24 protein-coding genes are annotated in these 26,706 nt (G+C 73.1%); 16 read left to right on the top strand and 8 right to left on the bottom strand.

Features of this window, described 5'->3' with window-relative positions; genetic code table 11:
- The first annotated feature begins 37 nt into the window (after window positions 1-37).
- The gene (locus ACGF13_RS33050; protein WP_392882358.1) at window positions 38-1,201 is read left to right on the top strand and encodes a hypothetical protein; all 1,164 of its coding nucleotides are present in this window, start codon (window positions 38-40) and stop codon (window positions 1,199-1,201) included.
- Window positions 1,202-1,275: 74 nt separating this feature from the next.
- Here the strand turns inward: ACGF13_RS33050 and ACGF13_RS33045 are convergent, their stop codons facing one another.
- Window positions 1,276-2,406, bottom strand: coding sequence for an ABC transporter substrate-binding protein (locus tag ACGF13_RS33045; protein WP_392882357.1), 1,131 nt, complete (start codon window positions 2,404-2,406; stop codon window positions 1,276-1,278).
- A 425-nt stretch (window positions 2,407-2,831) separates the two neighbouring features.
- Here ACGF13_RS33045 and ACGF13_RS33040 point away from each other — a divergent pair, with 425 nt between their 5' ends.
- Together ACGF13_RS33040 and purU are read left to right on the top strand one after the other, a co-directional pair.
- The gene (locus ACGF13_RS33040) at window positions 2,832-3,266 is read left to right on the top strand and encodes a hypothetical protein (protein WP_392882355.1); all 435 of its coding nucleotides are present in this window, start codon (window positions 2,832-2,834) and stop codon (window positions 3,264-3,266) included.
- A gap of 109 nt (window positions 3,267-3,375) precedes the next feature.
- Window positions 3,376-4,242, top strand: coding sequence for a formyltetrahydrofolate deformylase (purU, locus tag ACGF13_RS33035; protein WP_392882352.1), 867 nt, complete (start codon window positions 3,376-3,378; stop codon window positions 4,240-4,242).
- 10 nt (window positions 4,243-4,252) lie between these two features.
- Here purU and ACGF13_RS33030 read toward each other — a convergent pair whose 3' ends face one another.
- The 3 genes from ACGF13_RS33030 to ACGF13_RS33020 are packed head-to-tail and all read right to left on the bottom strand — an operon-like array spanning window position 4,253 to window position 5,984.
- Window positions 4,253-4,399 carry a hypothetical protein gene (locus ACGF13_RS33030; RefSeq protein ID WP_392882349.1) on the bottom strand — a complete coding sequence of 49 codons (147 nt, stop codon included), beginning with the start codon at window positions 4,397-4,399 and terminating at the stop codon, window positions 4,253-4,255.
- Window positions 4,400-4,449: 50 nt separating this feature from the next.
- Window positions 4,450-5,421 (bottom strand): zf-HC2 domain-containing protein, encoded by a 972-nt coding sequence (locus tag ACGF13_RS33025; protein WP_392882347.1) that lies wholly within the window; start codon window positions 5,419-5,421, stop codon window positions 4,450-4,452.
- Window positions 5,418-5,984 (bottom strand): sigma-70 family RNA polymerase sigma factor, encoded by a 567-nt coding sequence (locus tag ACGF13_RS33020; protein ID WP_392882344.1) that lies wholly within the window; start codon window positions 5,982-5,984, stop codon window positions 5,418-5,420. Before ACGF13_RS33020 ends, ACGF13_RS33025 begins: the two co-directional genes overlap by 4 nt.
- Window positions 5,985-6,631: 647 nt before the next feature.
- On the opposite strand from ACGF13_RS33020, the gene ACGF13_RS33015 reads away from it, so the two are divergent.
- A complete protein-coding gene (locus ACGF13_RS33015; protein WP_392882342.1) occupies window positions 6,632-7,105 on the top strand; it encodes an ATP-binding protein in 474 nt (157 codons plus the stop codon).
- 401 nt (window positions 7,106-7,506) lie between these two features.
- Here ACGF13_RS33015 and ACGF13_RS33010 read toward each other — a convergent pair whose 3' ends face one another.
- Window positions 7,507-8,517, bottom strand: coding sequence for a GlxA family transcriptional regulator (locus ACGF13_RS33010; RefSeq protein WP_392882340.1), 1,011 nt, complete (start codon window positions 8,515-8,517; stop codon window positions 7,507-7,509).
- Window positions 8,518-8,637: 120 nt separating this feature from the next.
- Here ACGF13_RS33010 and ACGF13_RS33005 point away from each other — a divergent pair, with 120 nt between their 5' ends.
- From ACGF13_RS33005 to ACGF13_RS32985, 5 genes are all read left to right on the top strand, one after another.
- On the top strand, window positions 8,638-9,960 hold the full coding sequence (locus tag ACGF13_RS33005) for an MFS transporter (RefSeq protein WP_392882338.1): 1,323 nt from the start codon (window positions 8,638-8,640) through the stop codon (window positions 9,958-9,960).
- 110 nt (window positions 9,961-10,070) lie between these two features.
- The gene (locus tag ACGF13_RS33000; RefSeq protein ID WP_392882335.1) at window positions 10,071-10,598 is read left to right on the top strand and encodes a GNAT family N-acetyltransferase; all 528 of its coding nucleotides are present in this window, start codon (window positions 10,071-10,073) and stop codon (window positions 10,596-10,598) included.
- A gap of 132 nt (window positions 10,599-10,730) precedes the next feature.
- Complete coding sequence (locus ACGF13_RS32995; RefSeq protein ID WP_392882333.1) at window positions 10,731-11,090, top strand: DUF4229 domain-containing protein; 360 nt, start codon at window positions 10,731-10,733, stop codon at window positions 11,088-11,090.
- Between the two features lie 35 nt (window positions 11,091-11,125).
- Window positions 11,126-12,190, top strand: coding sequence for a LacI family DNA-binding transcriptional regulator (locus ACGF13_RS32990; protein ID WP_392882331.1), 1,065 nt, complete (start codon window positions 11,126-11,128; stop codon window positions 12,188-12,190).
- 180 nt (window positions 12,191-12,370) lie between these two features.
- Window positions 12,371-15,775 (top strand): SdrD B-like domain-containing protein, encoded by a 3,405-nt coding sequence (locus ACGF13_RS32985; RefSeq protein WP_392882329.1) that lies wholly within the window; start codon window positions 12,371-12,373, stop codon window positions 15,773-15,775.
- A gap of 75 nt (window positions 15,776-15,850) precedes the next feature.
- Here ACGF13_RS32985 and ACGF13_RS32980 read toward each other — a convergent pair whose 3' ends face one another.
- Window positions 15,851-17,059, bottom strand: a complete 1,209-nt coding sequence (locus tag ACGF13_RS32980; protein ID WP_392882327.1) for an MFS transporter — start codon at window positions 17,057-17,059, stop codon at window positions 15,851-15,853.
- 468 nt (window positions 17,060-17,527) lie between these two features.
- Between ACGF13_RS32980 and ACGF13_RS32975 the strand changes: the two genes are divergently transcribed.
- Entirely contained in the window at window positions 17,528-18,874 is a 1,347-nt protein-coding gene (locus ACGF13_RS32975; protein WP_392882324.1) for a dicarboxylate/amino acid:cation symporter, read from the top strand.
- A gap of 297 nt (window positions 18,875-19,171) precedes the next feature.
- On the opposite strand, the gene ACGF13_RS32970 is transcribed toward ACGF13_RS32975, so the two are convergent.
- Window positions 19,172-19,375, bottom strand: a complete 204-nt coding sequence (locus ACGF13_RS32970; protein ID WP_316526772.1) for a cold-shock protein — start codon at window positions 19,373-19,375, stop codon at window positions 19,172-19,174.
- A 372-nt stretch (window positions 19,376-19,747) separates the two neighbouring features.
- Between ACGF13_RS32970 and ACGF13_RS32965 the strand changes: the two genes are divergently transcribed.
- From ACGF13_RS32965 to ACGF13_RS32940, 6 genes are all read left to right on the top strand, one after another.
- Window positions 19,748-20,674 (top strand): menaquinone biosynthetic enzyme MqnA/MqnD family protein, encoded by a 927-nt coding sequence (locus ACGF13_RS32965; protein WP_392882321.1) that lies wholly within the window; start codon window positions 19,748-19,750, stop codon window positions 20,672-20,674.
- A gap of 209 nt (window positions 20,675-20,883) precedes the next feature.
- Window positions 20,884-22,104 (top strand): cyclic dehypoxanthinyl futalosine synthase, encoded by a 1,221-nt coding sequence (gene mqnC / locus ACGF13_RS32960; RefSeq protein WP_049651178.1) that lies wholly within the window; start codon window positions 20,884-20,886, stop codon window positions 22,102-22,104.
- A gap of 30 nt (window positions 22,105-22,134) precedes the next feature.
- Window positions 22,135-22,860 carry a hypothetical protein gene (locus tag ACGF13_RS32955; protein ID WP_392882319.1) on the top strand — a complete coding sequence of 242 codons (726 nt, stop codon included), beginning with the start codon at window positions 22,135-22,137 and terminating at the stop codon, window positions 22,858-22,860.
- 250 nt (window positions 22,861-23,110) lie between these two features.
- Window positions 23,111-23,698, top strand: a complete 588-nt coding sequence (locus tag ACGF13_RS32950; protein WP_392882318.1) for a hypothetical protein — start codon at window positions 23,111-23,113, stop codon at window positions 23,696-23,698.
- Window positions 23,699-23,867: 169 nt separating this feature from the next.
- Window positions 23,868-24,563, top strand: a complete 696-nt coding sequence (locus ACGF13_RS32945) for a demethylmenaquinone methyltransferase (RefSeq protein ID WP_392882316.1) — start codon at window positions 23,868-23,870, stop codon at window positions 24,561-24,563.
- Window positions 24,564-24,782: 219 nt separating this feature from the next.
- A complete protein-coding gene (locus ACGF13_RS32940; RefSeq protein ID WP_392882315.1) occupies window positions 24,783-26,093 on the top strand; it encodes a geranylgeranyl reductase family protein in 1,311 nt (436 codons plus the stop codon).
- 193 nt (window positions 26,094-26,286) lie between these two features.
- Here the strand turns inward: ACGF13_RS32940 and ACGF13_RS32935 are convergent, their stop codons facing one another.
- Window positions 26,287-26,655: a MazG-like family protein gene (locus ACGF13_RS32935; RefSeq protein WP_392882312.1), complete on the bottom strand. Its 369-nt coding sequence runs from the start codon at window positions 26,653-26,655 to the stop codon at window positions 26,287-26,289.
- Window positions 26,656-26,706 lie beyond the last annotated feature (51 nt).

Genomic DNA, 26,706 nt, shown 5'->3' with positions numbered 1-26,706 from the left:
CCATCAGTGCGCGGTCCTGCACAGGTGAGGAATCGCGTTGAGTCAGCGCCGCTCGTACCCGAACTCCGGTGACTTCAACCTGGACGACCTGTTCCGCCCCGAGCCCGGCCAGCCGGGGCAGCCGCAGGCCCACTCGGCCGTGCCGCCGGTGGGGCAGCCTTCCGGGCAGCCGGAGTACCTCGGCGAGGGTGCGCACGCGCTGCCGACCCAGGCCATGCCCGCGCAGCCGATGCCCGGGCCGGGTGCCTCGTGGGGCGGGCAGCAGCCCGGTTACGGTGCCCCGCAGCCCGATCCGGCCCCGGAGACCCAGTACCTGCCGCCGTACCCGGCCGGCGACCCGCAGGCCGGCTACCCGGCGGCGCAGGCCCAGCCCGGCTACCCGCAGCCGCAGCCCGCGCCCGGCTACCAGGCCTACCCGCCGGCCGCGCAGCCGCAGCCGGGCTACCCGGCCCAGGACTACCACCAGGGCTACGCCCCCGAGCAGGGGCAGAGCTACGGCCAGGGCTTCGAGCAGGGCTTCGACGCGACCCAGGCGGGCGCTCAGGGGCGCGGCGGCCGCCCGTCCAACAAGCTGATCATCGGTGGCGTGGTGGCGGGCTGCGCGGTGGCCGGCATCCTGGTCGCGGTGCTGATGGGCGGCGGCGACGGCGACGCCAAGGACGACAAGAAGTCCACCCCGGTGGCCGCCACCGCCAGTACCGCCCCCACGGCCGGGACGCCGAGCACGAGCGGCTCCGGCGCGGCCGTCGACCCGGACGTCAAGGCCCAGGCGCAGCCGCTGTCGGACCTGCTGGGCACCGCGAGCGACAGCCGCAGCGCGGTGGTGTCCGCGGTCGCCTCGGTGCAGAAGTGCGACAAGCTGCCCGAGTCCCAGCAGGCGCTGTCCGGCGCGGCCGGCAAGCGGCGCGAACTGCAGAGCAAGCTCGGCCAGCTGAAGACCGACAAGCTGCCCGGCGGCCAGCAGCTGGCCGACCAGCTCAACGCGGCCTGGACGGCCTCGGCCCAGGCCGACGACGAGTACGCGGCCTGGGCGCAGGACGCGCAGGGCTCCTGCGACGCGAAGAAGCAGGACAACCAGCACTACAAGAACGCCGTCCAGGCCAGCGGCACCGCGACCACCGCGAAGAAGCAGGCCGCCACGCTCTGGAACGCGATCGCCGCCCAGACCGGACTGCCCAACCGGAGCGATGGGGACCTGTGAGCGACCGGGGCCTGTGAACGACGAGGGGGACGGACCCGAAGGCCCGTCCCCCTCCCGCTCCGGCGCGGTCCGCGTCAGGCCGGCGGACGGCCCCCGGTGAGCGCCCAGCGGATGTCCACGAAGCCCGGCTGCTGCAGGGTCATCCGGCCGTTCTTGACCACCTGGTAGGTGACCCAGGTGTTCACCAGCCGCGGCGACCCGCTGCTGGGCAGCATGTTGGTGGTGCCCCAGTTCAGCGGCGGGGTGATCCCGACGTCGATGCCCTCGCCGCTGTCCAGCAGCGAGGAGACGGCCTTCGAGGTGACCGGCTTCCCGGCCTCCGCCAGCTTCTGCGCCGCCGTCCGGAACACCTCGTACGCGACCCAGGTGGTCTGCACGCCGGGGTCGGAGACGTCGATGGGGTGCCCGCCGGTGGTGTCGGTGCGCACCACCGCGCGCAGCCCGTCCCAGATCTTCGCGGACTCCGGCGGGTACCAGCTGGTGACGTAGGCGCCGCCGAGCGGGCCGGTGTCGCCGCCGGTGGAGTCCACCACCGACTGCTGGACGCTGCCGATCACCGAGGCGATCCGGGTGTTCTTCACGCTGACCCGCCGGTAGGCGTCCAGCAGGTTGCCGGTCGGCTCGGCGGCCAGGGCGCTGGTGATGCAGTTGCCCTGTTCGTCCTTGCCGATCGCCTTGCGGATCACCGGGGTGTAGTCGGAGGACTGCTCGGGCGCCTTGACGTCCGTCAGCTTGATCCCGGCCGGCCGCAGCGCGGTGCCCAGGTAGCCGAGCAGGTTGTCGCCGGCCGGGGTGTCCGGGCGGATCAGGGAGACGGCCTTGCAGCCGGCGTCGACCAGCTGGCGGCCGTTGCCCGCGATCAGCGCCGGCATGCCGCCGTCCACCGGGTAGGACAGCGGGCTGGAGAACTCCGGCTGGGAGAGCCCGTAGCCGCCGATCAGCGGGATGCCGGCGCGCTCCAGCACCGGCATGAACGCCTCGCCCCACTGGCTGTAGGAGCCGATCACGGCGACCGCCTTGGCGTCCACCGCCTGCTGGGCACAGGCGCGGGCACCGTCCGGGGTGTTGTGCTCGTTGCAGGTGATCACGCGCAGCCGGTGGCCGTCCAGTCCGCCCTTGGTGTTGACGTCCTGGCCGATGGCGGAGGCGAGCGCCGTCATGCCGGGGCGGTCGGCGGAGCCCGTGCCGGCCGGCGCCCAGGTCATCACAACAAGGTCATTGCCGCTGGTGGAAGCATCGGCCGATCCGCCGCACGCGGAGGCCGAGAAGAGGGTGGGGAGCAGGGCCGCGGTGGTCGCGGCGGCTGCGATCGGGCGTCGGCGGCGGCGTCGCCCGACCTGGGGACGGGCTTGGAAGGAGTCCCTTCGGCTGGTCATCGGCATTCCCTCTCTGGGCGCCCTCCGGCGCGCCGGAGCAAGCCAAGCCCCGGTGCCACAAGTCGAGAGGGCCGAAGTGCGAACGAATGGCGAACGGCCGCCGAACTCCGAGGAGGTACGCGTGTAGATCGCGAGTGGAGCGCGAACAGACGGGGAACGTACGATCGTTCACCATGTCCGCCAGCACAGAATCTTCGTATCGGTCTGCCCGAAACACTTCTCGTCCGAGCCACCGCTCCAGCACGATGGGCGGCATGCCGCTCAACGACCTGCCCTGGTGGCGCTGGCGAGCCCGACTGCGCTCGGCGCTGCACATGCTGTCCGACCCCGGTTTCCAGCAGGACACCTGGCTGACCGGACGGGAGGGCTACGGTGACGTGACCGACGCCGTCTACCGGCTGGTCGAGGACACCTGGCTGGACCGCTGGTCGGCCGAGAAGTACGTCGGGACGATCCTCCGCGACCCGGCCGAGGCCGCGCTGGTGGACGTCGCGGTGCTGCGGGCCGTGCAGATGCTGCACGAGGTCGGGGCGGACGCGCCGGCCTCCGCCTACCTCGGCCACCCCGGCTGGCCGGAGACCGTCCGGGCCGCCCGCGAGGCGCACGTCGCGCTGGCCACGGGCGACGGGGACGACCCGGACGCGCCGCCGAAGTCGCTGGACGTACTGCGCATCCTCACCCAGGTCTGACCTCCGGACGCCCGCCGTCCCGCAGTACGGGCAGCGGGGCGGCAGGTGTCCGGGATGTGACACGCTGGACCATCCACGCACGTCACGACCTCAGAACGGGATACCCCCAGTGGAACAGCAGCCGGTCGGCGCCCAGTACGTCCTCACGCTGTCCTGCCCCGACAAGCAGGGCATCGTCCACGCGGTCTCCAGCTACCTCTTCATGACCGGCTGCAACATCATCGACAGCCAGCAGTTCGGGGACGGCGACAGCGGGCTCTTCTTCATGCGGGTGCACTTCTCCGCCCCCGAGCCGGTCACCGCGGACAAGCTGCGGGCCAGCTTCGCCGCGATCGGCGCCTCGTTCGGGATGGACTGGCAGATCCACCCGACCGAGCAGCGGATGCGGATCGTGCTCATGGTCAGCAAGTTCGGGCACTGCCTGAACGACCTGCTCTACCGCACCCGGATCGGCGCCCTGCCGGTGGAGATCGCCGCGGTGGTCTCCAACCACACCGACCTGCGGGACCTGACCGAGAGCTACGGCATCCCCTTCCACCACATCCCGGTCACCAAGGACACCAAGGCCCAGGCCGAGCGGCAGCTGCTCGACCTGATCGCGGCGGAGGACGTCGAGCTGGTCGTGCTGGCCCGCTACATGCAGGTGCTCTCCGACCAGCTGTGCACCGAGCTGTCCGGCCGCGTGATCAACATCCACCACTCCTTCCTGCCGAGCTTCAAGGGCGCCAAGCCGTACCACCAGGCGCACGCGCGCGGCGTGAAGCTGATCGGCGCCACCGCGCACTACGTCACCGCCGACCTGGACGAAGGCCCGATCATCGAGCAGGAGGTCGCCCGGGTCACCCACGACGTCAGCCCCGACCAGCTGGTCGCGCTCGGCCGGGACGTCGAGTGCCAGGCGCTGGCCCGCGCGGTGAAGTGGCACAGCGAGCACCGGGTGCTGCTGGACGGGACCCGTACGGTCGTCTTCGCTTAGGCCTTCAGACCTAGGGCCGGGAGAGGAGCGGGAGCGCGTGCAGCACCTCGCGCACCGCGGTCCGGTCGCCGTGCTCGCCGACCGGCAGCCGGTCCGGGTCCCGGTGCGCCGCGGCGAGCTGGCACAGCTCCAGGCCGTCCAGCACCATCGAGGCCACCGGCTCCCCACCCGCGCCGCCGCTGCGTTCGTCGCCGCCGTCGAGGGTGATCAGCCACTCGCCGCCCGCCGGGCCGGTCGGACCCCGCCCTCCGGCAGGCCGGGCGCCCCGGCGTGCTCGGGCCGGGCCGCGCGCAGCCCGGCCAGTGCCCGGGGGAGCAGCCGGACCACCAGCTCCACCATCTGCCGCAGGTGCTGCGGCGCCGGCGGGTCGTACGGGTAGGCGACCGCCCTGGCCACGTCCTCGCCGTGCACGAAGCACTCGAAGGCGCGGTCCACGAAGGCGTCCCGCAGCGGCAGCACCGCGAAGCCGTAGTCGACCGGGGTGTTGCCCTGGGGCGCGAGCGCGGCACCGCGCACCAGGTCGTGGGCCTGCCGCCGCCAGCGGGAGCGCACCGACTGCGGCGCCAGGCCGCCCTGGTCGGCGATCAGCCGGGCGGTGCGCGCGGTGATCGTGTCGTACGGGCCGCCCTGCGGTGGGACGCGCGGCACGGCCGGCCCGGCGGCCGGCTCCTGCGGCGGCACCCGCCGTCCGGCCGGCGCGGCGGGCAGGCCGGGGAGGGCCGGCACCGGGTCGGGCAGGCCGAGCGCCAGCGCCAGGAAGCCGTCCACCGCGGTCAGGTGGCCCAGCACCTCGGCCGGGCGCAGCCGCTCGGTGCCGCCGTGCCACGGCAGTTCGGCCACCTCCAGCCACTCCTCCGGGCCGAGGTCGCGCAGCAGCGCGTCGAGCTTGGCGGTCTCCGCCGTGTACGGCATGCCCCAGGCGGGGACGGGCAGTTCGGCCGGCCGGCGGGCCAGGCACCAGTCGAGCACCTGCTGACGCAGCGGGCCCGGCTGGTCCAGCGGCTCGTCCAGGGAGAGCCAGCCGGCCGCCTCGCGCAGCCGGGCCGCCTCCTCGGCGCACTCCCGGCAGTCGCCCAGGTGCTGCTCCAACTCGGCGGCCTCGCGGGCCGGGCAGGCGCCGAGGGCCCACGCGCCGAGCAGCGAGCGCAGGGCGTCGTGCCGCTCCTCTGTGCTGCTCACGTCTCCCCGTTCCCGTCCCCGGCCGCGGCCTGGCGGGCGCGCTCGTCGGCCAGTTCGGTGGCCAGCAGCTCCAGACCGAGCCGCATCCGCTGCTTGGCGGCCTGCTCGCTGATGCCGAGCAGCCGGGCCGTCTCGCGGTAGGTGCGGCCGTCGTAGTACGTCACCGCGATGGTCTCACGCAGGGGTTGGGGCAGGGAGTCGACCACGTACTGGACCCGGGCGGCGGTGGCCACGGCGCGTATCTCGGCCTCCGCGCCCGGTGCCCGCTCGGCGGCCCGCCGCGCCCGCAGCCGTTCGACGGCGCGGTGGTGGGTCAGCGCGCCGAGCCAGGAGCGCAGGGTGCCCCGGGCGGGGTCGTAGTCCTCGGGGTGCTCCCAGACGTGGGCGAAGATCTCCCGGGTGAGCTGGGTGGCGGCGGCCTGGTCGGCCAGTATCCGCCCGGCCAGGCCGTGCACCATCGGTGCGAGCTGGTCGTAGAGTTCGCCGAGCGCGGTCTCCTCGCCGCGGGCGAGGCGGCGCTGCAACTGCTCGTCCCAGCGCGGGTTCCGCTCCGGGGTGGCCATCGGGAAACCACCCTCCTGACCGGGTTCGCTGGCGTACCCAACGGTATCTTGCGGCCGGGTGGCGCCGGGAGCGATTCCGGCAAGATCGGAACCGTTCCGAGCGTTTCGCCCTCCTCATGGATGGGCCCTCCGGTAGGGAGGTGCCGCACGCCTTCCGGCTCCCGGCCCGGGGGAGTGGCCGGGGGTGCGTCCCGCGGCCGCCCGGGGTCGTTCGGGGCCGTTCGGGGCGCCGCTGTTCGACCGCCGTCGGACACATGTCGCACGGGTGGTTCGCGAGTGGCGGGCGGGGCTCGCGCGACGCGCGGCGGTAGGTTCCCGACGGCGGGACCGGCAGGTCGGCCCGGGCCGGACGATCACCGGTGCGAGGCTCGCGAGAGTGAGCGGGACAGTATGCACTCCCCTGTCGCCCGATCGCCGGAATATGCCCGAAGCGCTTGCTGCTGTCGGTCCCCCCGCCCATCCTGAGGCGTATTCGTGTCGCGGCCGGTACCCGACCGACGAGGCGGCGCGGACGAGTGGGCGCGGGCGGACGGATCGGGCGGGCGCCCGGGTGCGGCTCGGGTGGCACCGGGCGACGTGCGAGGGCCCGCCGGCCGATCCGGCCCGATCGGAACTAAGGCCGAACTGCGAGTGCGGGTGGTGGAGCGGTGCAGGTTCTTCAGGTACAGCTGGCGGTCCAGGCTGACCCCGCCGAGGTCGGCCGGGCCCGCCGGTGGGTGCGCTCGAGGCTGCTGAACCACGGGGTGGACCCGGACGCGCCGATGGCCGAGACGGTGGTGCTGGTGGTCTCGGAGCTGGTGACCAACGCCGTGGTGCACACCGGCTGTCCGGCCGTGCTGAGACTCTGTCTTCCGGTGGCGGACGGGAGCGGTGCGGGCGGGCCGGCCGTCCCGCTGCGGGTGGAGGTCGCCGACGCGAGCCAGGCCGCCCCCACCCCGCGGCACGCGGGCGCCGACCAGGACGCGACCAACGGCCGCGGCCTGGAACTGGTCGAGCTGCTCTGTGAGCGCTGGGGCTGGGACCCGGAGGGCTCGGGCAAGCGGGTCTGGTGCGAGATCGGCAGCGACGCCCGCCCGGCCGATCCGCTGGCCGACGTGGACTGGGCGGCATTGGCGCAATAGCGGCTTTCGCGGCGGCCGTCGGACGGTGCCTGACTCCGGTGCTGATCACCGGCCGAAAGGTGACGCAACCATTCCGAATTTCGGACTAGCCATTGACGTGACGTATCCGACTGATCACGCTTGGGTGCGGCGCTCCGTCGCGAGGGGACGCCGAGGGGACGTCCGTCCACCACCGCGGAGCTGCTGTCCAGGGGATTCGTGTCAGCAGGGGGGATCGCGGACGGGTCGCGGACCGCTCCTCGGCGAGTGCGGAGGGTGCGGCGCTGGTTCAGGGCCCGCGCGCGCTGTTTGGATGGCGGCCTGCCGTGCTGTGCCGGAGGCGCGCGCGGCCGGCCGCCATCCAAGGCGCCGTCGGGGAACGACGGGATCCGGCCACCGGCGGCCCGGTTCCCCGGCCGCGCTCAGGAAGCCTGCCGGGTGGGGCCTTCGGGAACGGCGAGGCCTTCGGGGACGGCGCGGAAGGTGCGTCGGTAGGCGCTCGGCGCGACGTCGAGCCGGCCGCGCAGCTGCAGCCGCAGAGAGGCGGCGGTGCCGAATCCGGACTCCCGGGCGACCTGGTCGATCGTCAGATCGGTCCGTTCCAGCAACTGCCGGGCCCGCTCGGTGCGCTGGGTGGTGATCCACTGGCCGGGGCTGGCGCCGGTCTCCTCGCGGAAGCGCCGGGTGAAGGTCCGGACGCTCATCCCCGCCCGGTCGGCGAGCCGGCGCAGCGCCAGCGGCTCGTCCAGGTGCTCCAGCGCCCAGGCGCGCACCGCGGCGGTGCCGCTGTCGTCGGCGTCCACCGGGCTCGGGGCCTCCACGTACTGCTTCTGGCCACCCTCGCGCCACGGCGGCACCAGGCAGTTGCGGGCCACCGCGTTGGCGACCGCGCTGCCGTGGTCGCGGCGCACCACGTGCAGGCAGAGGTCCACCCCGGCGGCCACCCCGCCGGAGGTGAGGAGGTCGCCGTCGTCGGTGTAGAGCACGTCGGGGTCCAGTCGCACCCGGGGGAACAGCCGGGCGAAGTGCTCGGTGTAGCGCCAGTGGGTGGTGGCCGGGCGGCCGTCCAGCAGGCCGGCGGCGGCCAGGACGAAGGACCCGGTGCAGATCGACATCAGCCGGGTGCCGGGCCGGATCCGTGCCAGCGCGTCGGCCAGGGCCGGGGTGAAGCAGGCGTCGGCGACGTCCGGGGCGGAGTCGGCGGACGCCGGGATCAGCACCGTGTCGGCCCGCTCCAGCAGTTCGGGCCCGTGGTCGACCAGCACCCGGAAGTCGGCGCTGGTGGTGACCGGCCGTCCGTCCAGGGTGCAGGTGGCCACCTCGTACAGCGGCCGGCCGGCCGGGTCCCTGGCGCCGCCGAAGATGCGGGCGGGGATGCCGAGTTCGAAGGCGATCACGCCCTCCAGCGCGAGTACCGCGACCAGGTGTGCCATGCCGTCCCCTCGGGCGTCGGTGGGTCCGGGCCAGGCTACCGCGACCCTTGGCCCGATTCTTGCGAAAGCTGTCGTTCAGGCCACTCGTCCGGCTCCGGGCCGCCCGGAACACTCGTCCGCGTGACCGAACGCAGCACCCCCGCCCCCACCGTCCCCCGCTCCGAACCGCTCGCCCCGGCCCGACGCCCCCGGGTGCACTACGCCTGGGTGGTGGCCGCCGTCTCCCTGCTCGTGCTGCTCGGCTCGGCCGGCTTCCGCTCCACGCCGAGCCTGATGATGGACGCCCTGCACAACGAGTTCGGCTGGTCGCTCGGGACGATCTCCAGCGCCACCTCCGTCAACCTGACGCTCTACGGCCTCACCGCCCCGTTCGCCGCCGCCCTGATGGACCGCTTCGGGGTGCGCCTGGTGGTGGTCTGCGCGCTGCTGACCATCTCCGTCGGCGCCGGGCTGACCATGCTGATGCGTCAGCCCTGGCAACTGGTGCTCTGCTGGGGCGTGCTGGTCGGCCTCGGCAGCGGCTCGATGGCCGGCGCCTTCGCCACCACCATCACCGGCCGCTGGTTCCGGGCCCGCCAGGGCCTGGTCACCGGGGTGCTGACCGCCGCCGGGGCGGCGGGGAACCTGGTCTTCCTGCCGGTCGGCGCCTGGCTGGTCGAGCAGCACGGCTGGCGCTCGGCCGTGGTCGTGGTCTCGCTCGCCGCCAGCGCCGTCGCCGTCCCGGTCCTGCTGCTGATGCGCGAGCGGCCCGCCGACCTCGGCCTGCTCCCGTACGGCGCCACCGAAGCCCCGCCCGCGCCGGTCGCCGAGGGCCGGGCCCTCACCCGCTCGCTGCGGGTGCTGCGGGACGCCGCCCGGAGCCGGGCGTTCTGGCTGCTGGCCGGCTCCTTCGCGATCTGCGGCGCCACCACCGCCGGCCTGGTCGGCACCCACTTCATCCCGGCCGCGCACGACCACGGCATGCCCGTCACCACCGCCGCGAGCCTGCTCGCCCTGATCGGCGTGTTCGACGTGCTCGGCACCGTCTTCAGCGGCTGGCTCACCGACCGGGTCGACTCCCGGCTGCTGCTGACCGTCTACTACGGGCTGCGCGGCCTGTCCCTGCTCCTGCTGCCGCAGCTGTTGGCCGGCTCGCTGCAGCCGCCGATCCTCGCCTTCGTGATCTTCTACGGCCTGGACTGGGTGGCCACCGTGCCGCCGACCGTCGCGCTGTGCCGCCGGCACTTCGGCGAGGACGCCCCGATCGTCTTCGGCTGGGTGCTCGCCGCCCACCAGATCGGCGCGGCCGTCGTCGCCGGGCTGGCCGGCCTGGCCCGGGACGCGCTCGGCAACTACGACCTCACCTGGTACGGCGCCGGCGCGCTGTGCGCGGTCGCGGTCGGGCTCTGCCTGGCGCTGCGCGGCACCGGGCGGGACGGCGGGGCGGTGCCGGTGCTCCCGTGACGTCGGGGCGGTGCCGGTGCCGGTGCTTCCGTGACGGTGGGGCCCGGTGGGCGGGGGCGGTGCCGGACCTCCCGGTAGGACGGTCGTACCGGAGGTCTAGGCTCCGCCTCATGGCGCTCATCTTCACCCTGGACCCGAAGCTCGACCCCGACCTGCGCACGGACGTCGTCCGGCTGTGGGTCGACGTCACCAACGCGGGCGGGGCGGTCGGTTTCGTGGCGCCGGTCACCGAGGACGAGGTCTGGGACACCGCCGACCGCCAGTTCGCCGGGGTCGAGCCGGACGGCCCGGACCGGCTGCTGGTCGCGCACGAGAGCGGGACGGGCCGGCTGGTCGGCCTGCTGTTCTTCGAGTCGATGCGCTTCGGCCTGATGGACCATTGGCGGATGCTCAAGCGGGTCATGGTGCACCCGGACTTCCAGGGCCACGGCCACGGGGCCGGGCTGCTCGCCGAGGCCGAGCGGGTGGCCCGGGAGTGGGGCCTGGAGTCGCTGCGGCTCACCGCGCGCGGCGGCCTGGGGCTGGAGCGCTTCTACGCCCGCAGCGGCTACCGGGAGGTCGGCCGGGTGCCGGCCGCGATCCGGGTCGCCCCCGGGGACGACCGGGACGACATCACCATGTGGCTCGACCTGCGCTGACACCCGCCCGGGGGCGGACCGGGACGGACCGCGGCGGCCGGGCGGGCCGGATCGGTGCCCCGTGCCCCGCGCCGGCCGTCAGGCATGCTTGACTGGAGGACCCGCCCCAGCGCAAGAAGAAGGATGTGTCGAGTGACCAGCAACGGCCCGGAGAAGTCGCACGCCACGCTCCGCTACACCTCCCTGCGGGTCAGCATCTTCCTCGGCTGCCTGCTGGTGGCCCTGCTGCTCGGGCACTTCCAGATCATCCCGGTCAGTGGTGAGGCCGGCATGATCTTCCTGTTCCTGCTGGCCGCGATCGCCTCCGCGCCGCTCAGCTACGTGCTGCTGAGCAAGCAGCGCGACGAGATGTCCGCGCAGATCAGCGGCAGGGTCTCCGGGATGCGCAGCCGTACCGCCGAGCGGAACGCCGAGGAGGACGCCGCCGACGACGCCGCCCGCGCGGCCGCCGCCGACGACGCCGCCCGCGCGGCCGCCGCCGGCCAGAGCTGACCCCGGCTCCGCCCCGCCCCACGAGCGCAGCCGCCGTGCCCGCCACCAGAGACTCCGAGCCTTCCGAGCAGACGCCCGCCGAGGGGGCGCTCGGCACCTGGCCGGCCCCCGTCCGCCGGCCCACCGGACGGGACGTGGCCCGGCTCGCCGGGGTCTCCCAGGCGACCGTCTCCCTGGTCTTCTCCGGTGCCGAGGCCGGCCGACGGGTCTCCGAGGCCACCCGGGAGCGGGTCCGGGAGGCCGCCCGCAGCCTCGGCTACCGCCCGCAGGCGGCAGGCCGGCAGCTGCGGCTCGGCCGCAGCGGGATGATCCTGCTGGCCGTGCCGAACCTCCAGGGCCCGTTCTTCGGCCGGGTGCTGGAGGGCGTCCACGAGGAGGCCGGCCGCAACGGCCTGGCCGTCGTGGTCAGTTCCGGCTGGGGCCGCGCCACCCTCGCCGAGGCCGCCACCGCCGGCCGCTTCGACGGCCTGCTGATCTGCTCCCCGGACGACAGCCAGCTCGGCGAGCTGCCCGCCGACACCCCCGCCGTCTTCCTGGACGCCGACCCCGGCACCGACCGGGCCCGCCCGACCGTCGAGCTCGACGTGGCCGGCGGGATGCGCGCCGCGGTCGAGCACCTGGCCGCGCTCGGCCACCGCCGGATCGGCCGGCTGCGCTCCAGCCACTCCGCGTACACCTTCCGGGTCCGGCAGGCCGCCTTCGAGCAGGCCGTGCGCGAACTCGACCTGGACGTCGTGGAGTTGGGCGTGAGCCTGAACGACGGCCACCGGGCCGCGCGGACCGTCGCGAGCCGGCTGCTGGAGCGGGCGGACCGGCCGCGCGCGGTGATCTGCGACGACGACGTGGTCGCCTCCGGGGTCTACCAGGCCGCCGCCGAGCTGGGGTTGCGGGTGCCCGAGGACGTGTCGGTGGTCGGCATGGACAACGTCGCGGTGGCCGCGCTGCTCGCCCCGCCGCTGACCACCGTCGACCTGCCCGGCGAGGAGCTGGGTCGGGTGGGCGCCGCCGCGCTGGCGGCCCTGCTGCGCGGCGAGCGGGTGGCGTCGGTCGCACCGCTGGCCACCTCGCTGGTGCTGCGCTCCTCGACTGCCCGGGCGTGATGACCCCGGGTGACCGTCCTGTTGCGTTATCGCGATTCGGCTGCCCGAGTCACTAGCCCAAACGGGTGAAAAATCGTCTTAACCGCTCGTGCCGTGCCTCCTTTCGGATGAATAAACGATGAGATCCACGGCATGCGGACGCTACCCTCACGTTCTCCACGCCTGTCCCGGGCGGCCAGAATGGCCACGGCCTTCGGCCTCTTCGCGGGCACGCTGCTCACCGGTACCCTCACCGCCCCGCCCGCCGACGCGGCCGTCAGCTTCACCAAGACGGTCGACAAGGCCACCGTGGCGCCCGGTGAGAACGTCACCTACACCCTGCACTACACGTGCTCGGTGACCGACTGCGCCAACGGGCGCATCACCGACACCCTGCCCGCCGGAATGGAGTTCGTCGGCTGGAGCCCCGACAACTCCACGGTGGACGTGGCGGGTTCGACTGTCCCCGCCGCCGGCAGCGTCGGCGGCACCCTCGGCATCAAGCTCCTCCCCCTCAGCCCGGGGACCACCGCGACCATCAAGGTCGTCCTCAAGTTCCCCAACTTCACCACCCCCAACAACACCAAGACCGTCAACTCGGCCACCCTGACCTCCGACGGCGAGCCCGAGCAGAAGGGCTCCGCCACCACCACGGCCGTCGTCCAGCCCGACTACAAGGTCACCAAGGGCGTCCAGACCAGCAGTCAGGACGGCCGCTCGGTCACCTACCAGTTCAGCGCGTGCTCCACCAGCGGCGTCCCCAACGTCGACCTGGACGCCAGTCGGCTGGTCGACACCCTGCCGCCCGGTGCCGTCGTCGACACAGGCCGCTCGCCGGGCTGGACCCGGGACCCGAACAACCCCAACCGCTGGATGTACGACATCGGCGACTTCCGGGCCGGCAACGGCCAAGCCGGCTGCCGCATCCCCGGTGTGCTGGTCGTCAACTTCCCCGACCCGACTTTCCCCAGCGGCACCACCGCCACCAACTCCGTCGTCCTGCAGGGTGACCCGCTCGGCCCCGAGGGCATGCGCGACCTGTCCAACGCCACCGCCCAGTCCCCGACCTTCAAGCCGCCGACCACCGGCATCAAGGTCGCCGCCTCCAAGATGTGGCAGGGCAAGGTGGTCTCCGGCGACGTCGCCTCCTTCAGCCTCCACGCCGGCAACACCGCCGGCCCCGCCACCAGCCTGGTGATGACCGACCCCGGCTCCGGCACCACTGCCGACCTCTACAACTGGCTGATACCGCAGGCCGTCCAGATGGAGCCCTGGAACCCCACCAGCATCGGCCTCAAGCTGCAGTACCGCCTCAACGGCGACCAGACCTGGAAGACCTTCACCCCCGGCAAACCCCTCAACGGCTCCGAAACCCGCCGCATCACCTTCGCCGAGGGCAAGGGCGACCCGGCGGGCGACGTGCTCGGCATCCCGGCCGGGCGCTGGCTCGACGGGCTGCGCTTCCAGTGGGACGGCCCCATTCCCACCGGCTGGAGCCCCGGCAACGCCGTGCAGGTCCTCGCCCAGGTCGTCGCCACCGGCCACGACGGCCGCACCGCACCCACCCCCCTGCACAACTGCGTGGACGTGACCGGCACCGACGCCTCCGGCAAGACCGCCTCGGCCAGTGCCTGCGCCGACTCCACCGTCAGCGCCGCCACCAACCTCGGCGCCACCAAGACCACCACCTCCGGCGCCGTCCTCGCTCCCGGCGGCGTCGCCACCTTCCGGATCGCCCCGTACAACCGCACCGGGCGCGACCTCGGCACCCCGCTCGTCCTGTACGACCTGCTGCCGCAGGGCCTCGTCTACCAGGACGGCAGCGCCCGCCCCGACCCGGGCTACTCGCAGTCCGTCGCTCCGAAGTCCGTCCAGGTGCTGCCCGGACCTGACGGCCGCCAGCTGCTCAAGATGACCTGGCCGGCCGGCGCGCCCGACATGGCGTACCTCAACGACGACAAGGCGTACCGGATCCTGATCGACGCCCAGGTCGCGGGCAGCGCCAAGCCCGGCACCCTCACCAACGACGTGTACGTCACCACCGAGGGCGCCACCGCACCCGTCACCTGCTCCTACTTCGGCACCGACAGCGGCGTGCCCGACAGCAAGGACCTCAACGGCAACGGCAACACCACCGAGACCATGTGCCACGCCTCCTCGCAGGTCGAGGTGCAGGTCCCGGCCGTGCTGCGCTCCTTCAAGGAGGTCAGGGGCGACCTCGACAAGGACTACGCCACCACCGGCACCACCACGCCCGGCGGCGGCATCTCCTACCGGCTGACCGTCCGCAACGACTCGCCCGACCCGGTCACCGACTTCGTCGCGTACGACAAGCTGTCCACCCCGGGTGACTCGTACGTGCTGCGGCCGGACATCGCGCGCGGCTCCGCCTGGACGCCCTCGCTGGCCCAGCCGCTGACCTCCAGTGACCCGACCGTGGTGATCGAGTACACCACCTCGCCGAAGCCCTGCGTGTCCGGAGCGATCACCGTGCCCGGGCCGTGCGACGCGAACGCCCGGTGGAGCACCGACTTCCCCGGTCCCGGCAACGCCACCTGGTTCAAGGTCAGCCGGCCGGGCACCCTGCCGTCGGGCGGGCTGTTCACCCTGACCTGGCCGATGGTCGCCTCGGTGGACGCCGGCAACGCCGACTTCGCGTGGAACAGCTTCGCCTACACCGCCACCGACTCCACCGGCAGCCCGCTGCTGCCGGCCGAGCCCGCCAAGGTCGGCGTCGGCGTCCAGGCGCCCGTGCCGCCGAACAACGCGCTCGGCGACCACGTCTGGATCGACCGCGACCGCAACGGCATCCAGGACTCCGGCGAGAGCGGGGTCCCGGGCGTCCGGGTGGAGCTGCTGGACGCGGCCGGACAGCCGGTCCGCGACAAGCTGGGCAAGCCGGTCACCACGGTGACGGACGCGGACGGGAACTACCTGTTCGAGCAGCTGCCCGACGGGGAGTACGCGGTGCGCTTCGACCTGGCGACCGTCCCGGCGGACGCCAAGGTCACCGTGCGGCACGCGGGGAAGGACCCGGCGCGGGACTCGGACGCAGACCCGGCCACCGGGACCACCCAGACGGTGCGGCTGTCGGGCGGGGCGCGGGACCTGAGCCTGGACCTGGGGCTGGTGCCGGCGGATGCGCCGACGCCGACGCCGACGCCTACTCCCACTCCGACGCCTACTCCCACGCCGACTCCGACGGGTTCGCCGACGCCGACCTCGTCCCCGTCTCCGACCTCGTCGTCGACGCCCACCCCGACGAACTCGCCGTCCCCGACGGGTTCGCCGACGCCGACGAACTCGCCGACGGGTTCGCCGATGCCGACGAGTTCGCCCTCGCTGACGGGCAGCCCGACCGGCACCCCGTCGGGCACCCCGACCGACGGCCCGTCGAACGGCCCGTCGTCGACCGAGCCCCCGAGCACGGGTGAGCCCGGTGCCCCGTCGCAGGATCCGCAGCGGCCGTCCCCAGGGCAGGGGAGCGGCGAGCTGCCCCACACCGGTGGGCCCGGCCTGCTGCCGGCCGTGCTGGGTGCCGTCGCCCTGGGCTTCGGTGTGCTGTTCACGGTGATCGCCCGGCGCCGTCGGGGCCGTCACAGCTGATCATCCGTAACCGAAGGACAAAGACTGTGCCCGCCGGCCAGACCGCCGGCGGGCACAGTCGTCTGTGGGGGTGGGTCAGCCCACCGGGACGGGCTGCGCGGCGGTGGCCACCGGAGCCGGGTGGAACCAGCGCCGGGCGCCGAACAGCAGCAGTCCGCCGAGCGCGATCCCGCCCACCGCGCACATCGCCACCGGGCGCAGCGAGTCCTCGGCGAGCTTGCCGGAGACGGCGTAGCCGAGCGAGTTGCCGGTGGCGAACAGCGTGACCAGCCAGGCGAAGGCCTCGGTCACGGTGCCGGTCGGGGCCAGTTCGGCGACCAGCACGAACGCCGCCGCGAGCAGCGGGGCCAGCATGATCCCGGAGAGGAAGGCCAGCGCGGCCATCGGGTACGGCCCGGGCAGGGTGACCAGCGGCAGGTAGGAGGCGGCCATCGCGAGCGCCATCACCCAGGTGCGGGTGGCCGTGCTCTGCCGCCAGTCGACCGCGCCGTAGGCGAGTGCGCCGAGCAGGCCGGCGAGCGCGGCCAGCGCCAGCAGGGTGCTCCCGCCGCCCGGCAGTTCGCCGGCGTGCCGCTCGGCGTAGGCGATGAACAGCACGTTCTGGGCGCCGACCGCCCAGCCGGCCCCGGCCAGGCCGATCAGCAGCAGCACCAGGCCGGGGGAGCGCAGCGGTCCGAGCAGTCCGGCGGACTGCTCCCGGGCCGGGGCGCGCCAGGCCCGGGCGGGCCCGGTGGTGGCCACGATCAGCGCGCCGGCCAGCCCGAGCCCGGCGGCCACCCAGAGCGCGGCGACCGGGCTGAACAGTCCGGAGATGGCGGCGACGGCCAGCGGCCCGGCCACGTAGAGCGTCTGCTGGGAGGCGGAGTCGAAGGCGTACGCGGTGTCGAGCTGCTTCTCCTCGACCACGTCCGGCCAGAGCGAGCGCAGGCAGGGCTCCAGCGGGGGCATGGCGAGACCGGCGATCGCGGCCCCGACCGGTGCGCCGATCGCGGAGCCGGGGGCGAGGGCGAGCAGCGCGTACCCGCCGCCGGCCACCACGGCGGAGGCGAGCAGGACCCTCGGCTGCCCGGTGCGGTCCACGATCCGGCCGAGCACCGGCCCGCCGATGGCGGCGGCGAACGCGTAGGCGGAGGTGGCCAGTCCGACCCGGCCGTACGGCACCCCGGCGTCGCGCAGGGCGAGGGCGATGACGAGGGCGGTCATGCCGGCGGGCAGACGGCCGAGCAGGGTGCCGAGCAGCAGGCGGGTGACGTGCGGGGCACGGAGCAGGGCTAGGTAGCCCATCGGCGTCCTCTCCGGGTGGGCAGGCAGGGGCGGGGACGCCGACAAAGTTATACGTATAACCGCTCAGTGGTCAATCGGACCGCCGAGCTGACCTGATGGGGCGTCAGCTTCGTTCGTGCCCGGAGTTCGAGTTCGCGGTGCGCCCGAAGAGGGCAGGAATTCTGCGTGACCTCAAACAAGTACTTTGAACATCTCAAACCTTTGCTGCTAACGTATCGGCCATGACAGCCTCAGACGCACTGCGGATGCACGGCCCGGGCCAGCTGCCCGGCGCCGCCCGCCCGTGTGCTCTGGCCGGTGCTGTGGACAGCCCGCGCCGTTGTCGCGCCCCGCGCTGTACCGCCCTGTGCTGTACCGCGGCGGCACGCCCCTGACCGGGGCCCGACCTCTCCCGTCCGGCCCCGCGCCGTGCCGCCTGCTCCGCCCCCACCTCACCGTCAGCAACGCCCTCCCCGGAGACGCTCCCCCATGTCCACAGCGCCCGAGGCGACCACGTCGCCGTCCGTGCTCGCCCGCATCCGCAAGACGCCCTTCTGGGTGCAGATCGTCGCCGGCCTCGTGCTCGGCGTCGGCCTCGGCTACCTGGCCCGCGCCGCCGACATCTCCTGGCTGGCCACCACTCTGGAGACCATCGGCAAGATCTTCGTCCAGCTGCTCAAGCTGGCCGTCCCGCCGCTGGTGTTCACCGCGATCGTGGTGAGCGTCGCCAACCTGCGCAATGTGACCAACGCGGCCCGCCTGGCCACCCGTACGCTGCTCTGGTTCATGATCACCTCGCTGATCGCGGTCGGCATCGGCATCGGCCTGGGCCTGCTGACCAACCCGGGCGAGGGCACCAACCTGAAGACCGAGGGCCTCAAGGCGCTCGACTCCAAGGGCACCTGGGTCGACTTCCTGACCGGGATCTTCCCGACCAACATCGTCGACTCCTTCGCCAAGGTGAACGTCCTCCAGATCGTCTTCCTGGCGGTCGTGGTCGGCGCGGCGATCATCAAGCTCGGCGCCAAGGCCGAGCCGGTCCTCAAGCTCAGCGAGTCCGTGCTGGAGCTGACCCAGACCGCGCTGTGGTGGGTCATCCGGCTCTCCCCGCTCGGCACCCTCGGCCTGATCGGCAAGTCCGTCGCGAAGTACGGCTGGGACCTGCTGAAGCCCTTCGCCACGCTCACCCTGGACATCTACCTCGGCTGCGCCCTGGTGCTGTTCGTCGTCTACTCGCTGGTGCTGCGCTTCGCCGCCGGGCTCAACCCGGTGCACTTCTTCAAGGGCGCCTGGCCCGCGATCCAGCTGGCCTTCGTCTCCCGCTCCTCGGTCGGCACCCTGCCGGTCACCCGCCGCGTCACCGAGCGCCTCGGCGTCCCGAGCGAGTACGCGTCCTTCTCGGTGCCGTTCGGCGCCACCACCAAGATGGACGGCTGCGCCTCGATCTACCCGGCCGTCGCCGCGATCTTCGTCGCCCAGGTCTTCAACGTCGAGCTGGGCATCAAGGACTACATCCTGATCGCCTTCGTCTCGGTGGTCGGCTCGGCCGCCACCGCGGGCCTCACCGGCGCGATCATCATGCTGACGCTGACCCTGTCCACCCTGGGCCTGCCGCTGGAGGGCGTCGGCCTGCTGCTCGCCATCGACCCGATCCTGGACATGATGCGCACCGCGACCAACGTCGCCGGCCAGGTCGTCGTGCCGATCGTGGTCGCCGCCCGGGAGCGGATCCTGGACGTCGCCGCGTACAACAACCCCTCCGGGGACCTGTACGAGGAGGACGCGAAGCCGGCCGTCGCCGCAGGTCAGGGCGAGGCGGCCCCGGTCGCGGCCTGAGGCCCGTCCGGCCTTCCGGCCCGGCCGCTCGGCCGGAGGTCGGATGTCCGATCGGACGTCAGAGGGGGTGTTCGATCCGCGACGGAAAGGGCCCTCTCCCGGTGACGGGAGAGGGCCCTTTCCGCATTCCTTCGTTCCGCACCCGAACTTCCGTCCGGTTCGCGGCTTTCGAAAAGGCAGGGGGCCCGCCGGATGGGCGGGCCCCCTTGGGTACTGCTCTTGTGCTCACGGTGGCGACTGTCGGGAGCCGCCGACGGACCCGTTCGGGTCCCGAGCGATCAGATCATCAGAGGATGGTCAGACAGCGCTGACGTTCTCCGCCTGCGGGCCCTTCGGGCCCTGGGTGACGTCGAAGGTGACCTGCTGGTTCTCCTCCAGCGAGCGGAAGCCGTTCGCGTTGATGGCGGAGTAGTGAACGAAGACGTCGGGGCCGCCGCCCTCCTGGGCGATGAAGCCGAAGCCCTTCTCAGCGTTGAACCACTTGACGGTTCCCTGAGCCATGCCGTTCTCCTTGCGATGCGTGTCGGGGGCCACACCGTGTGACACCCGGTCCGCTGCGCTGATCGCCCTGCCTCCGGACGTGTCCGAAATTTTTCGATATTGCTGAAAAACTACAAAAAGCCTGCGGTTACATGCTCCGCAGGCTTCAAGTACTGCAAGGGGAATCAAACTGCAACTGAGGGCAACGCTAGCATGCGGCCGCTGTGACGACCAGAGGTCACTTGCGGCGTGGAAGGCGCGTGTCGTAAGGGCGGGAGCGGTCGCGGAAAGGCGTGCCGGAGGCGCGTGAGGGCGTGTCGGGTGGCCGGTGCGGGCCGCCGCGAACAGCAGGCATACGCTGCGGGGAGGCACGAACAGCAAGGGAGCGGCGCAGTGGCAGCACCGGAAGCACGAACCCCGGACGCGCGGACGCGGGAGCCCCGACAGAACACCCCGGACACCCCGGTCAGGCCCCGGGTCGGCCACATCCAGTTCCTGAACTGCGTACCCCTCTACTGGGGGCTCGCCAGGACCGGCAACCTGCTCGACCTGGACCTCACCAAGGACACCCCCGAGAAGCTGAGCGACCAGCTCGTCGGCGGCGCCCTCGACATCGGCCCCATCACCTGCGTGGAGTACCTGCGCAACGCGGACGACCTGCTGGTCCTGCCGGACATCGCGGTCGGCAGCGACGGCCCGGTGATGTCCTGCCTGATCGTGAGCAAGGTGCCGCTCGCCGACCTCGACGGCCGCAGGGTCGCCCTCGGCTCCACCAGCCGCACCTCCGTGCGGCTCGCCCGGCTGCTCCTGGAGGAGCGCGAGGGCGTGCGCCCGGACTACTTCAGCTGCCCGCCGGACCTCAGCGCGATGCTCGCCGAGGCCGACGCCGCCGTCCTGATCGGCGACCCGGCCCTGCGCGCCTACCTCGGACAGGCCGCCGACCTCGGGCTGACCGTCCACGACCTCGGCGAGATGTGGAAGGAGTGGACCGGCCTGCCGTTCGTCTTCGCGGTCTGGGCGGTGCGGCGCGAGTTCGCCGAGCGCGCCCCGGAACTGACCGCCGCGGTGCACCGGGCCTTCCTGGAGTCCCGCGACCTGTCGCTGGTCGAGGCCACCAAGGTGGCCGAGCAGGCCGCCCGCTGGGAGTCCTTCGGGGCTGACGTGCTGGAGCGGTACTTCAGCGAGGCGCTCGACTTCTCGCTCGGCGAGCGGCAGCTGGCCGGCGTCTCCGAGTTCGCCCGGCGGGTCGCGCACGACAGCGGGTTCGCCCCGGACGTCGCGGTGCGGCTGCTGGAGCCGGCGGCCCTGCCGGTGGGGTGACCGGTCCTGCCGACGGGGTGACGGGCGTTGCCGCGGGGCGACGGGCCCTGCCGGTGGGGTGACCGGCGTCGTCGCCGGGGTGACGGGTCCTGCCGCCGGGGTGACCGGCGTCGTCGCCGGGAGTGACAGCGGAGGTGGGCGGCCGAATGTGCTGGCGTAGGCTGGTTCGGCCGTACCCCAGTAGCACTTGAGAGAGAGAAGGCCGCCAGGTGACCGAGCTCGCAGCGACCACCCTCGATGCGTCCAGCACCGACCTGAAGGCCGTGCTCGACCGGGCCGCCGCCGGCGGCCGGATCACCCCGGAGGAGGCGCTGGAGCTCTACCGCTCGGCGCCGCTGCACGCGCTCGGCTCCGCCGCCGACGCGGTGCGCCGCCGTCGCTACGCGGGTACCGAGCACATCGCGACGTACATCATCGAGCGCAACATCAACTACACCAACGTCTGCGTGACGGCGTGCAAGTTCTGCGCCTTCTACGTGCCGCCGAAGAGCGACAAGGGCTGGTCCCGCGAGCTCGACGAGATCCTGCGCCGCTGCGCCGAGACGGTCGAGCTGGGCGGCACCCAGATCATGTTCCAGGGCGGCCACCACCCGGACTACGGCGTGGAGTACTACGAGCGCGCGTTCTCGGCGATCAAGGCCGACTTCCCGCAGCTGGTGATCCACTCGCTGGGTGCCTCCGAGGTCGAGCACATGGCGCGGATCTCGGGCGTCTCCGTCGAGGAGGCCATCACCCGGATCCACAAGGCGGGCCTGGACTCCTTCGCCGGCGCCGGCGCCGAACTGCTGCCGGAGCGGCCGCGCAAGGCGATCGCCCCGCTGAAGGAGTCCGGCGAGCGCTGGCTGGAGATCATGGAGATCGCCCACGGCCTCGGCGTGGAGTCCACCTCCACCATGCTGATGGGCACCGGCGAGACCAACGCCGAGCGGATCGAGCACCTGCGGATGATCCGCGACGTGCAGGACCGCACCGGCGGCTTCCGGGCCTTCATCCCGTACACCTACCAGCCGCAGAACAACCACCTGAAGGGCTCGACCCAGGCCACCGTCTTCGAGTACCTGCGGATGATCGCGATCGCCCGCCTGTTCCTCGACAACGTCGCCCACATCCAGGGCTCCTGGCTCACCACCGGCAAGGAGGCCGGCCAGCTGTCGCTGCACTACGGTGCGGACGACCTCGGGTCCGTGATGCTGGAGGAGAACGTCGTCTCGGCGGCGGGCGCCAAGCACCGCTCCAACCTCACCGAGCTGATCCACCTCATCCGGGCCGCCGACCGCGTCCCGGCGCAGCGCTCGACCACCTACGAGCACCTGCGCGTGCTGGACGACCCGGCCAACGACCCGGTCGACCCGCGGGTCGCCTCGCACATCGCCTCCACGGCGATCGAGGGCGGCACCGCGCACCCCGAGCTGAAGATCCTGGACAACTGACCCCTCTCCCCACGGTGCGCTGACCCCGTCATGCTGACCCTGCACCGGGCGGCGTTCCTGCTGCCCGACCCGGCCGATCCCACCGCCCCGTCCATCGCCGACGGGGCGGTGGTGGTGCGTGGCGAGCTGGTGGAGGCGGTCGGGCCGTACGAGGCGCTGGCGGCCGCGCACCCGGGAGCGCGGGTGCGGGACTGGGGAGCGGCCGTGCTTGCCCCCGGGCTGCGCAATCCGTACGGGCACTGGCTGCTGGAACGGGCGTACCACCCGGATCCGCGGGAGGAGGTCGGCCTCGAACCGGTCGCCGACGGGCTGGCCGGATCCACGGACGAGACGCGCTGCGGGGCCAGCGCGCGGCGGGGGCTGCAGCGGATGCTCGGGTACGGGGTGACGGCGGTGGCCGGGCCCTTCGAGCGGGCCTCGGTGCGGACGGCGGTGGCGCGGTCGGGGGTGGTGGGGCTGCCTGGCTCCGGATCTTCCGGTTCTGGCTCCTCCGGCTCCTCTGGCTCTTCCGGCTCTTCCGGCTCCTCGGGTGGGGGCGTGGGGCCGCTGGATCCGTTGGCGGTGCTGCCGTTGGCGCAGGCCGTGTACGGGCGGGTGGCGGCCGGGGGGCGGGCGGACTTCGCGGTGTTCGCGGTCGCGGGTGTCGGGAGTGCCGTGGGCCTCGCGGGTGCCGCGGGTGCCGCGGCCGTCGAACCGGCGGCGGGCGGGTGCCTGGCCACGGTTCTGGGCGGGCGGTTGGTGTACCGCCGGCGGTGAGACGACCGTCACGGCGGGCGCGACGTACCCGCCAGTAGCCGGAATCCCTTGTGGTGTACGGGACTTCCTTCGTGTGCACCCGAACTCCGGTGCTGGTTGCGGAGAGTGATTGCCCTTTCATCGTGACCTGAGGGCCCGCCAGCGGATACGATCCCGGACAGCTCACTCCGTACCCTCACCACACCACTGCCCGCGCCCGCGGGCGGCGGGGCCGTGTCCCCGGCCCCGACGGCAAGCCAGGACAGGAACCATGCGACCCGCGACCGTTCCCCCGCCGCGCATCCCGCGGTTGGGCCGTGGTTGGTACCTCGCCGCCGTGCTCAGCGCCGTGCTGGCCGTCGGCATGTGCCTGCTGGGTTGGCGTCAGGCCGACCAGGCCGACCGGATCGAGGCGCACCCGGTGAGAGTCGAGGGGGTCGTCACCCAGCTCCCGACCGGCGGCGGCACCTACAGCGCCGTCAGCTACCGGGCCGGCGGCGAACCGCACACCGCGGCCGCGCTTCCGCTCTCGGACGGCGTCAGGCTCGGCGACAAGGTCTGCCTGGAACACGCCGCCGACGACCCGGGCGCGGTCCGGATCTGCGGCGACACCTACCCGCAGCCGGTCGGCGTGGGCCTGGCCCGGTTCAGCGTGCCGGTGGGAGTCGTGCTCTTCCTGATCTGCGTGCTGCGCATCCGGCGGCACCACAAGGCCCTCGCAGTCCGCAGCGGGAAGGGGAAGCTGGCCGCCAACCTCGCCCTGGCGACCGGGGCGCTGGCGGACGGGATGCCCGCGATAACGCACGGAAAGCGGTCCCGCCGGCGGCGCCGCGCGGGCGGGCGGCGCGCTCAGCACTGACGGGCGGCGGGCTCGGCACTGACGGGCGGCGGGCTCAGTGTTGACGGGCGGAGAGCTCGGCGCTGACGGGCCCGTGGGCGTGGCCCGGCGGGTGGTGCTCCAGGTGCGCCCCGAGGGTCGGCGTGCCCCCTTGGTCGGGGTGTCCGTGCGAGGGTGAACAATGGGGGGCGTGACCCGAGCCTCTCTGGACAAGCAGCCGCACGAAGTCGCCGCCATGTTCGACGACGTCGCGGCCAAGTACGACCGCACCAACGACGTGCTCTCCCTGGGCCAGGCCCGCGCCTGGCGCCGGGCGGTGGCCGAGGCGGTGGACGCCGGACCGGGCGACATCGTGCTCGACCTCGGGGCCGGCACCGGCACCTCCTCGCTGCCCTTCGTCGAGGCCGGCGCGAAGGTCGTCCCCTGCGACTTCTCGGTCGGCATGCTCGCCGAGGGCAAGCACCGCCACCCCGAGCTGGCGCTCACCGCCGGCGACGCCACCCGGCTGCCGTTCGCAGACGACACCTTCGACTCGGTGACGATCTCCTTCGCGCTGCGCAACGTCCAGGACACCGACGCGGGGCTGCGCGAGATGCTGCGGGTCACCAAGCCCGGCGGCAAGCTGGTGATCTGCGAGTTCTCCACCCCGACCTGGACGCCGTTCCGGACGGTCTACACCGAGTACCTGATGCGCGCGCTGCCGCCGGTGGCCACCGCCGTCAGCAGCAACCCGGACGCGTACGTCTACCTCGCCGAGTCCATCCGGGCCTGGCCGGACCAGCCGGGCCTGGCCGCCAGGCTCCAGGACAACGGCTGGTCGAAGGTCGCCTGGCGGAACCTGACCGGCGGGATCGTCGCGCTGCACCGGGCGTACAAGATCGCGTAGCCGGGCGGTGGACGCGGCGGACGTGACGGACGCGGCGGCCACCTTGCTCGGGGGCGGGGCTGGTTCGCGGCCGGTGGTCAGGGCCGGTTCGCGGCCGGTGGTCGGGGCTGGTTCGCGGCGGGTGGTCGGGGGCGGGGGCGCAGTCGGTGGCGTGAGCGGAACTAGACTGCCGGAGGCAAAGCCGCCGTCCCCCAGCCGCAGTTCCAGGAGTGTGTCCACGTGTCCGAGACCGCAGCCGATCTGACGAAGCCGGACAGCCCCGTGGAGAGCACGGCCGACGTCATCGTGGTCGGCGCGGGCCCGGCCGGCTCCACCACCGCCTACTACCTGGCCCAGGCCGGGCTGGACGTGCTGCTGCTGGAGAAGACCGCCTTCCCGCGCGAGAAGGTGTGCGGCGACGGCCTGACCCCGCGTGCCACCAAGCAGCTGGTGGACATGGGCATCGACGTCTCCACCGAGAACGGCTGGCTGCACAACAAGGGCCTGCGCATCATCGGCGGCGGCGTCCGGCTGGAGCTGGACTGGCCCGAGCTGTCCTCCTTCCCCGACTACGGCCTGGTCCGCAAGCGCGCCGACTTCGACGAGCTGCTGGCCCGTCAGGCCGAGAAGGCCGGCGCGCGGCTCTACGAGCGCTGCAACGTCAGCGGCCCGGTCCTGGACGAGCGCACCGGCCGGATCGTCGGCGTTACCGCCAAGCTCGGCGACGAGAAGCGGCCGGTCACCTTCCGGGCCCCGCTGGTGGTCGCCGCCGACGGCAACTCCACCCGGCTCTCGCTCGCCATGGGCCTGCACCGGCGCGAGGACCGCCCGATGGGCGTCGCCTACCGCACCTACTTCACCTCGCCGCGCCACGACGACGACTACCTGGAGTCCTGGCTGGAGCTGTGGGACACCCGCGACGGTGACCGCAAGCTGCTGCCCGGGTACGGCTGGGTCTTCGGCATGGGCGACGGCACCTCCAACGTCGGCCTCGGCATCCTCAACTCCTCGCCGGCGTTCGGCGAGCTGGACTGGCGCGAGGTGCTCAAGGCCTGGTGCGCAAGCATGCCGGAGGAGTGGGGCTACACCCCCGAGAACATGACCGAGCCGATCCGCGGCGCCGCGCTGCCGATGGCCTTCAACCGGCAGCCGCACTACACCCGCGGCCTGCTGCTCGTCGGCGACGCGGGCGGCATGGTCAACCCGTTCAACGGCGAGGGCATCGCCTACGCGATGGAATCCGGCCAGATCGCCGCCGGGGTCATCGTGCAGGCCCTCGCCCGGGTCACCGACGGTGGCCGCGAGCGCGCCCTCCAGGCCTACCCGCGCATCCTCAAGGACGTGTACGGCGGCTACTACACGCTGGGCCGGGCCTTCGTGAAGCTCATCGGCAACCCCAAGGTGATGCAGATCGCCACCCAGCGCGGCCTCACCCACCCGATGCTGATGCGCTTCACCCTCAAGCTGCTCGCCAACCTCACCGACCCGCAGGGCGGCGACGCGATGGACCGCGTGATCAACGGCCTCGCCAGGGTCGCGCCGAACGCCTGACCCGGGGCCCGGGGCGTTCGTCCCGGGCGTTCGGTTCGGGCGTTCGCCCGGACGTTTGCCCCGGACGTTCGGCTCGGGACCGGCATCCCGTGGACCGCGGCGCCGAAGCCCACCGCGGCAGCCTCCTCGCCGCGCTCCGACCGGAGGCCTGACTCCTGCCACGGAGACGCTCGGCCCCGGACGGAGCGGTCGGCTACGCCTCTTCGGGTGTCTCTGCCGGGGCTGGGGCGGCGTCCGTCGTTCGGCGGGAGGCGGCGGAGCGCTGTTCGACGTAGGCGAGGCGTTCGGCGAAGACCCGGGCCGCGTCGGGGGTGAGGGTCCGGAGGGCGACGAGGGCGGAGAAGACGACGTCGCAGAGTTCGTGCTGGACGTCCTCCCAGGTGTGGGTGACGCCCTTGCGCGGGTTCTGACCGGTGGCGCCGATCACCGCCGCGCCGACCTCGCCGATCTCCTCGGAGAGCTTGAGGATCCGCAGCAGCCGTTCTTCCTGGGGCGACTGCGTGCCCTGCTCGTCCAGCCATGCGACCAGGTGGTCGACGCTCTCCCAGATCCGGCTGTCCATGCGGCGCTGCTCCTGCTCCCATGCGGTGTCGTTGGTGCTGCCACCGTACGG

The organism is Kitasatospora sp. NPDC048286, from assembly GCF_043201735.1.
Lineage (GTDB): Bacteria > Actinomycetota > Actinomycetes > Streptomycetales > Streptomycetaceae > Kitasatospora.
The sequence above is the reverse complement of the archived record's forward strand: the minus strand, read 5'-3'. Positions and strand labels throughout refer to the sequence as shown.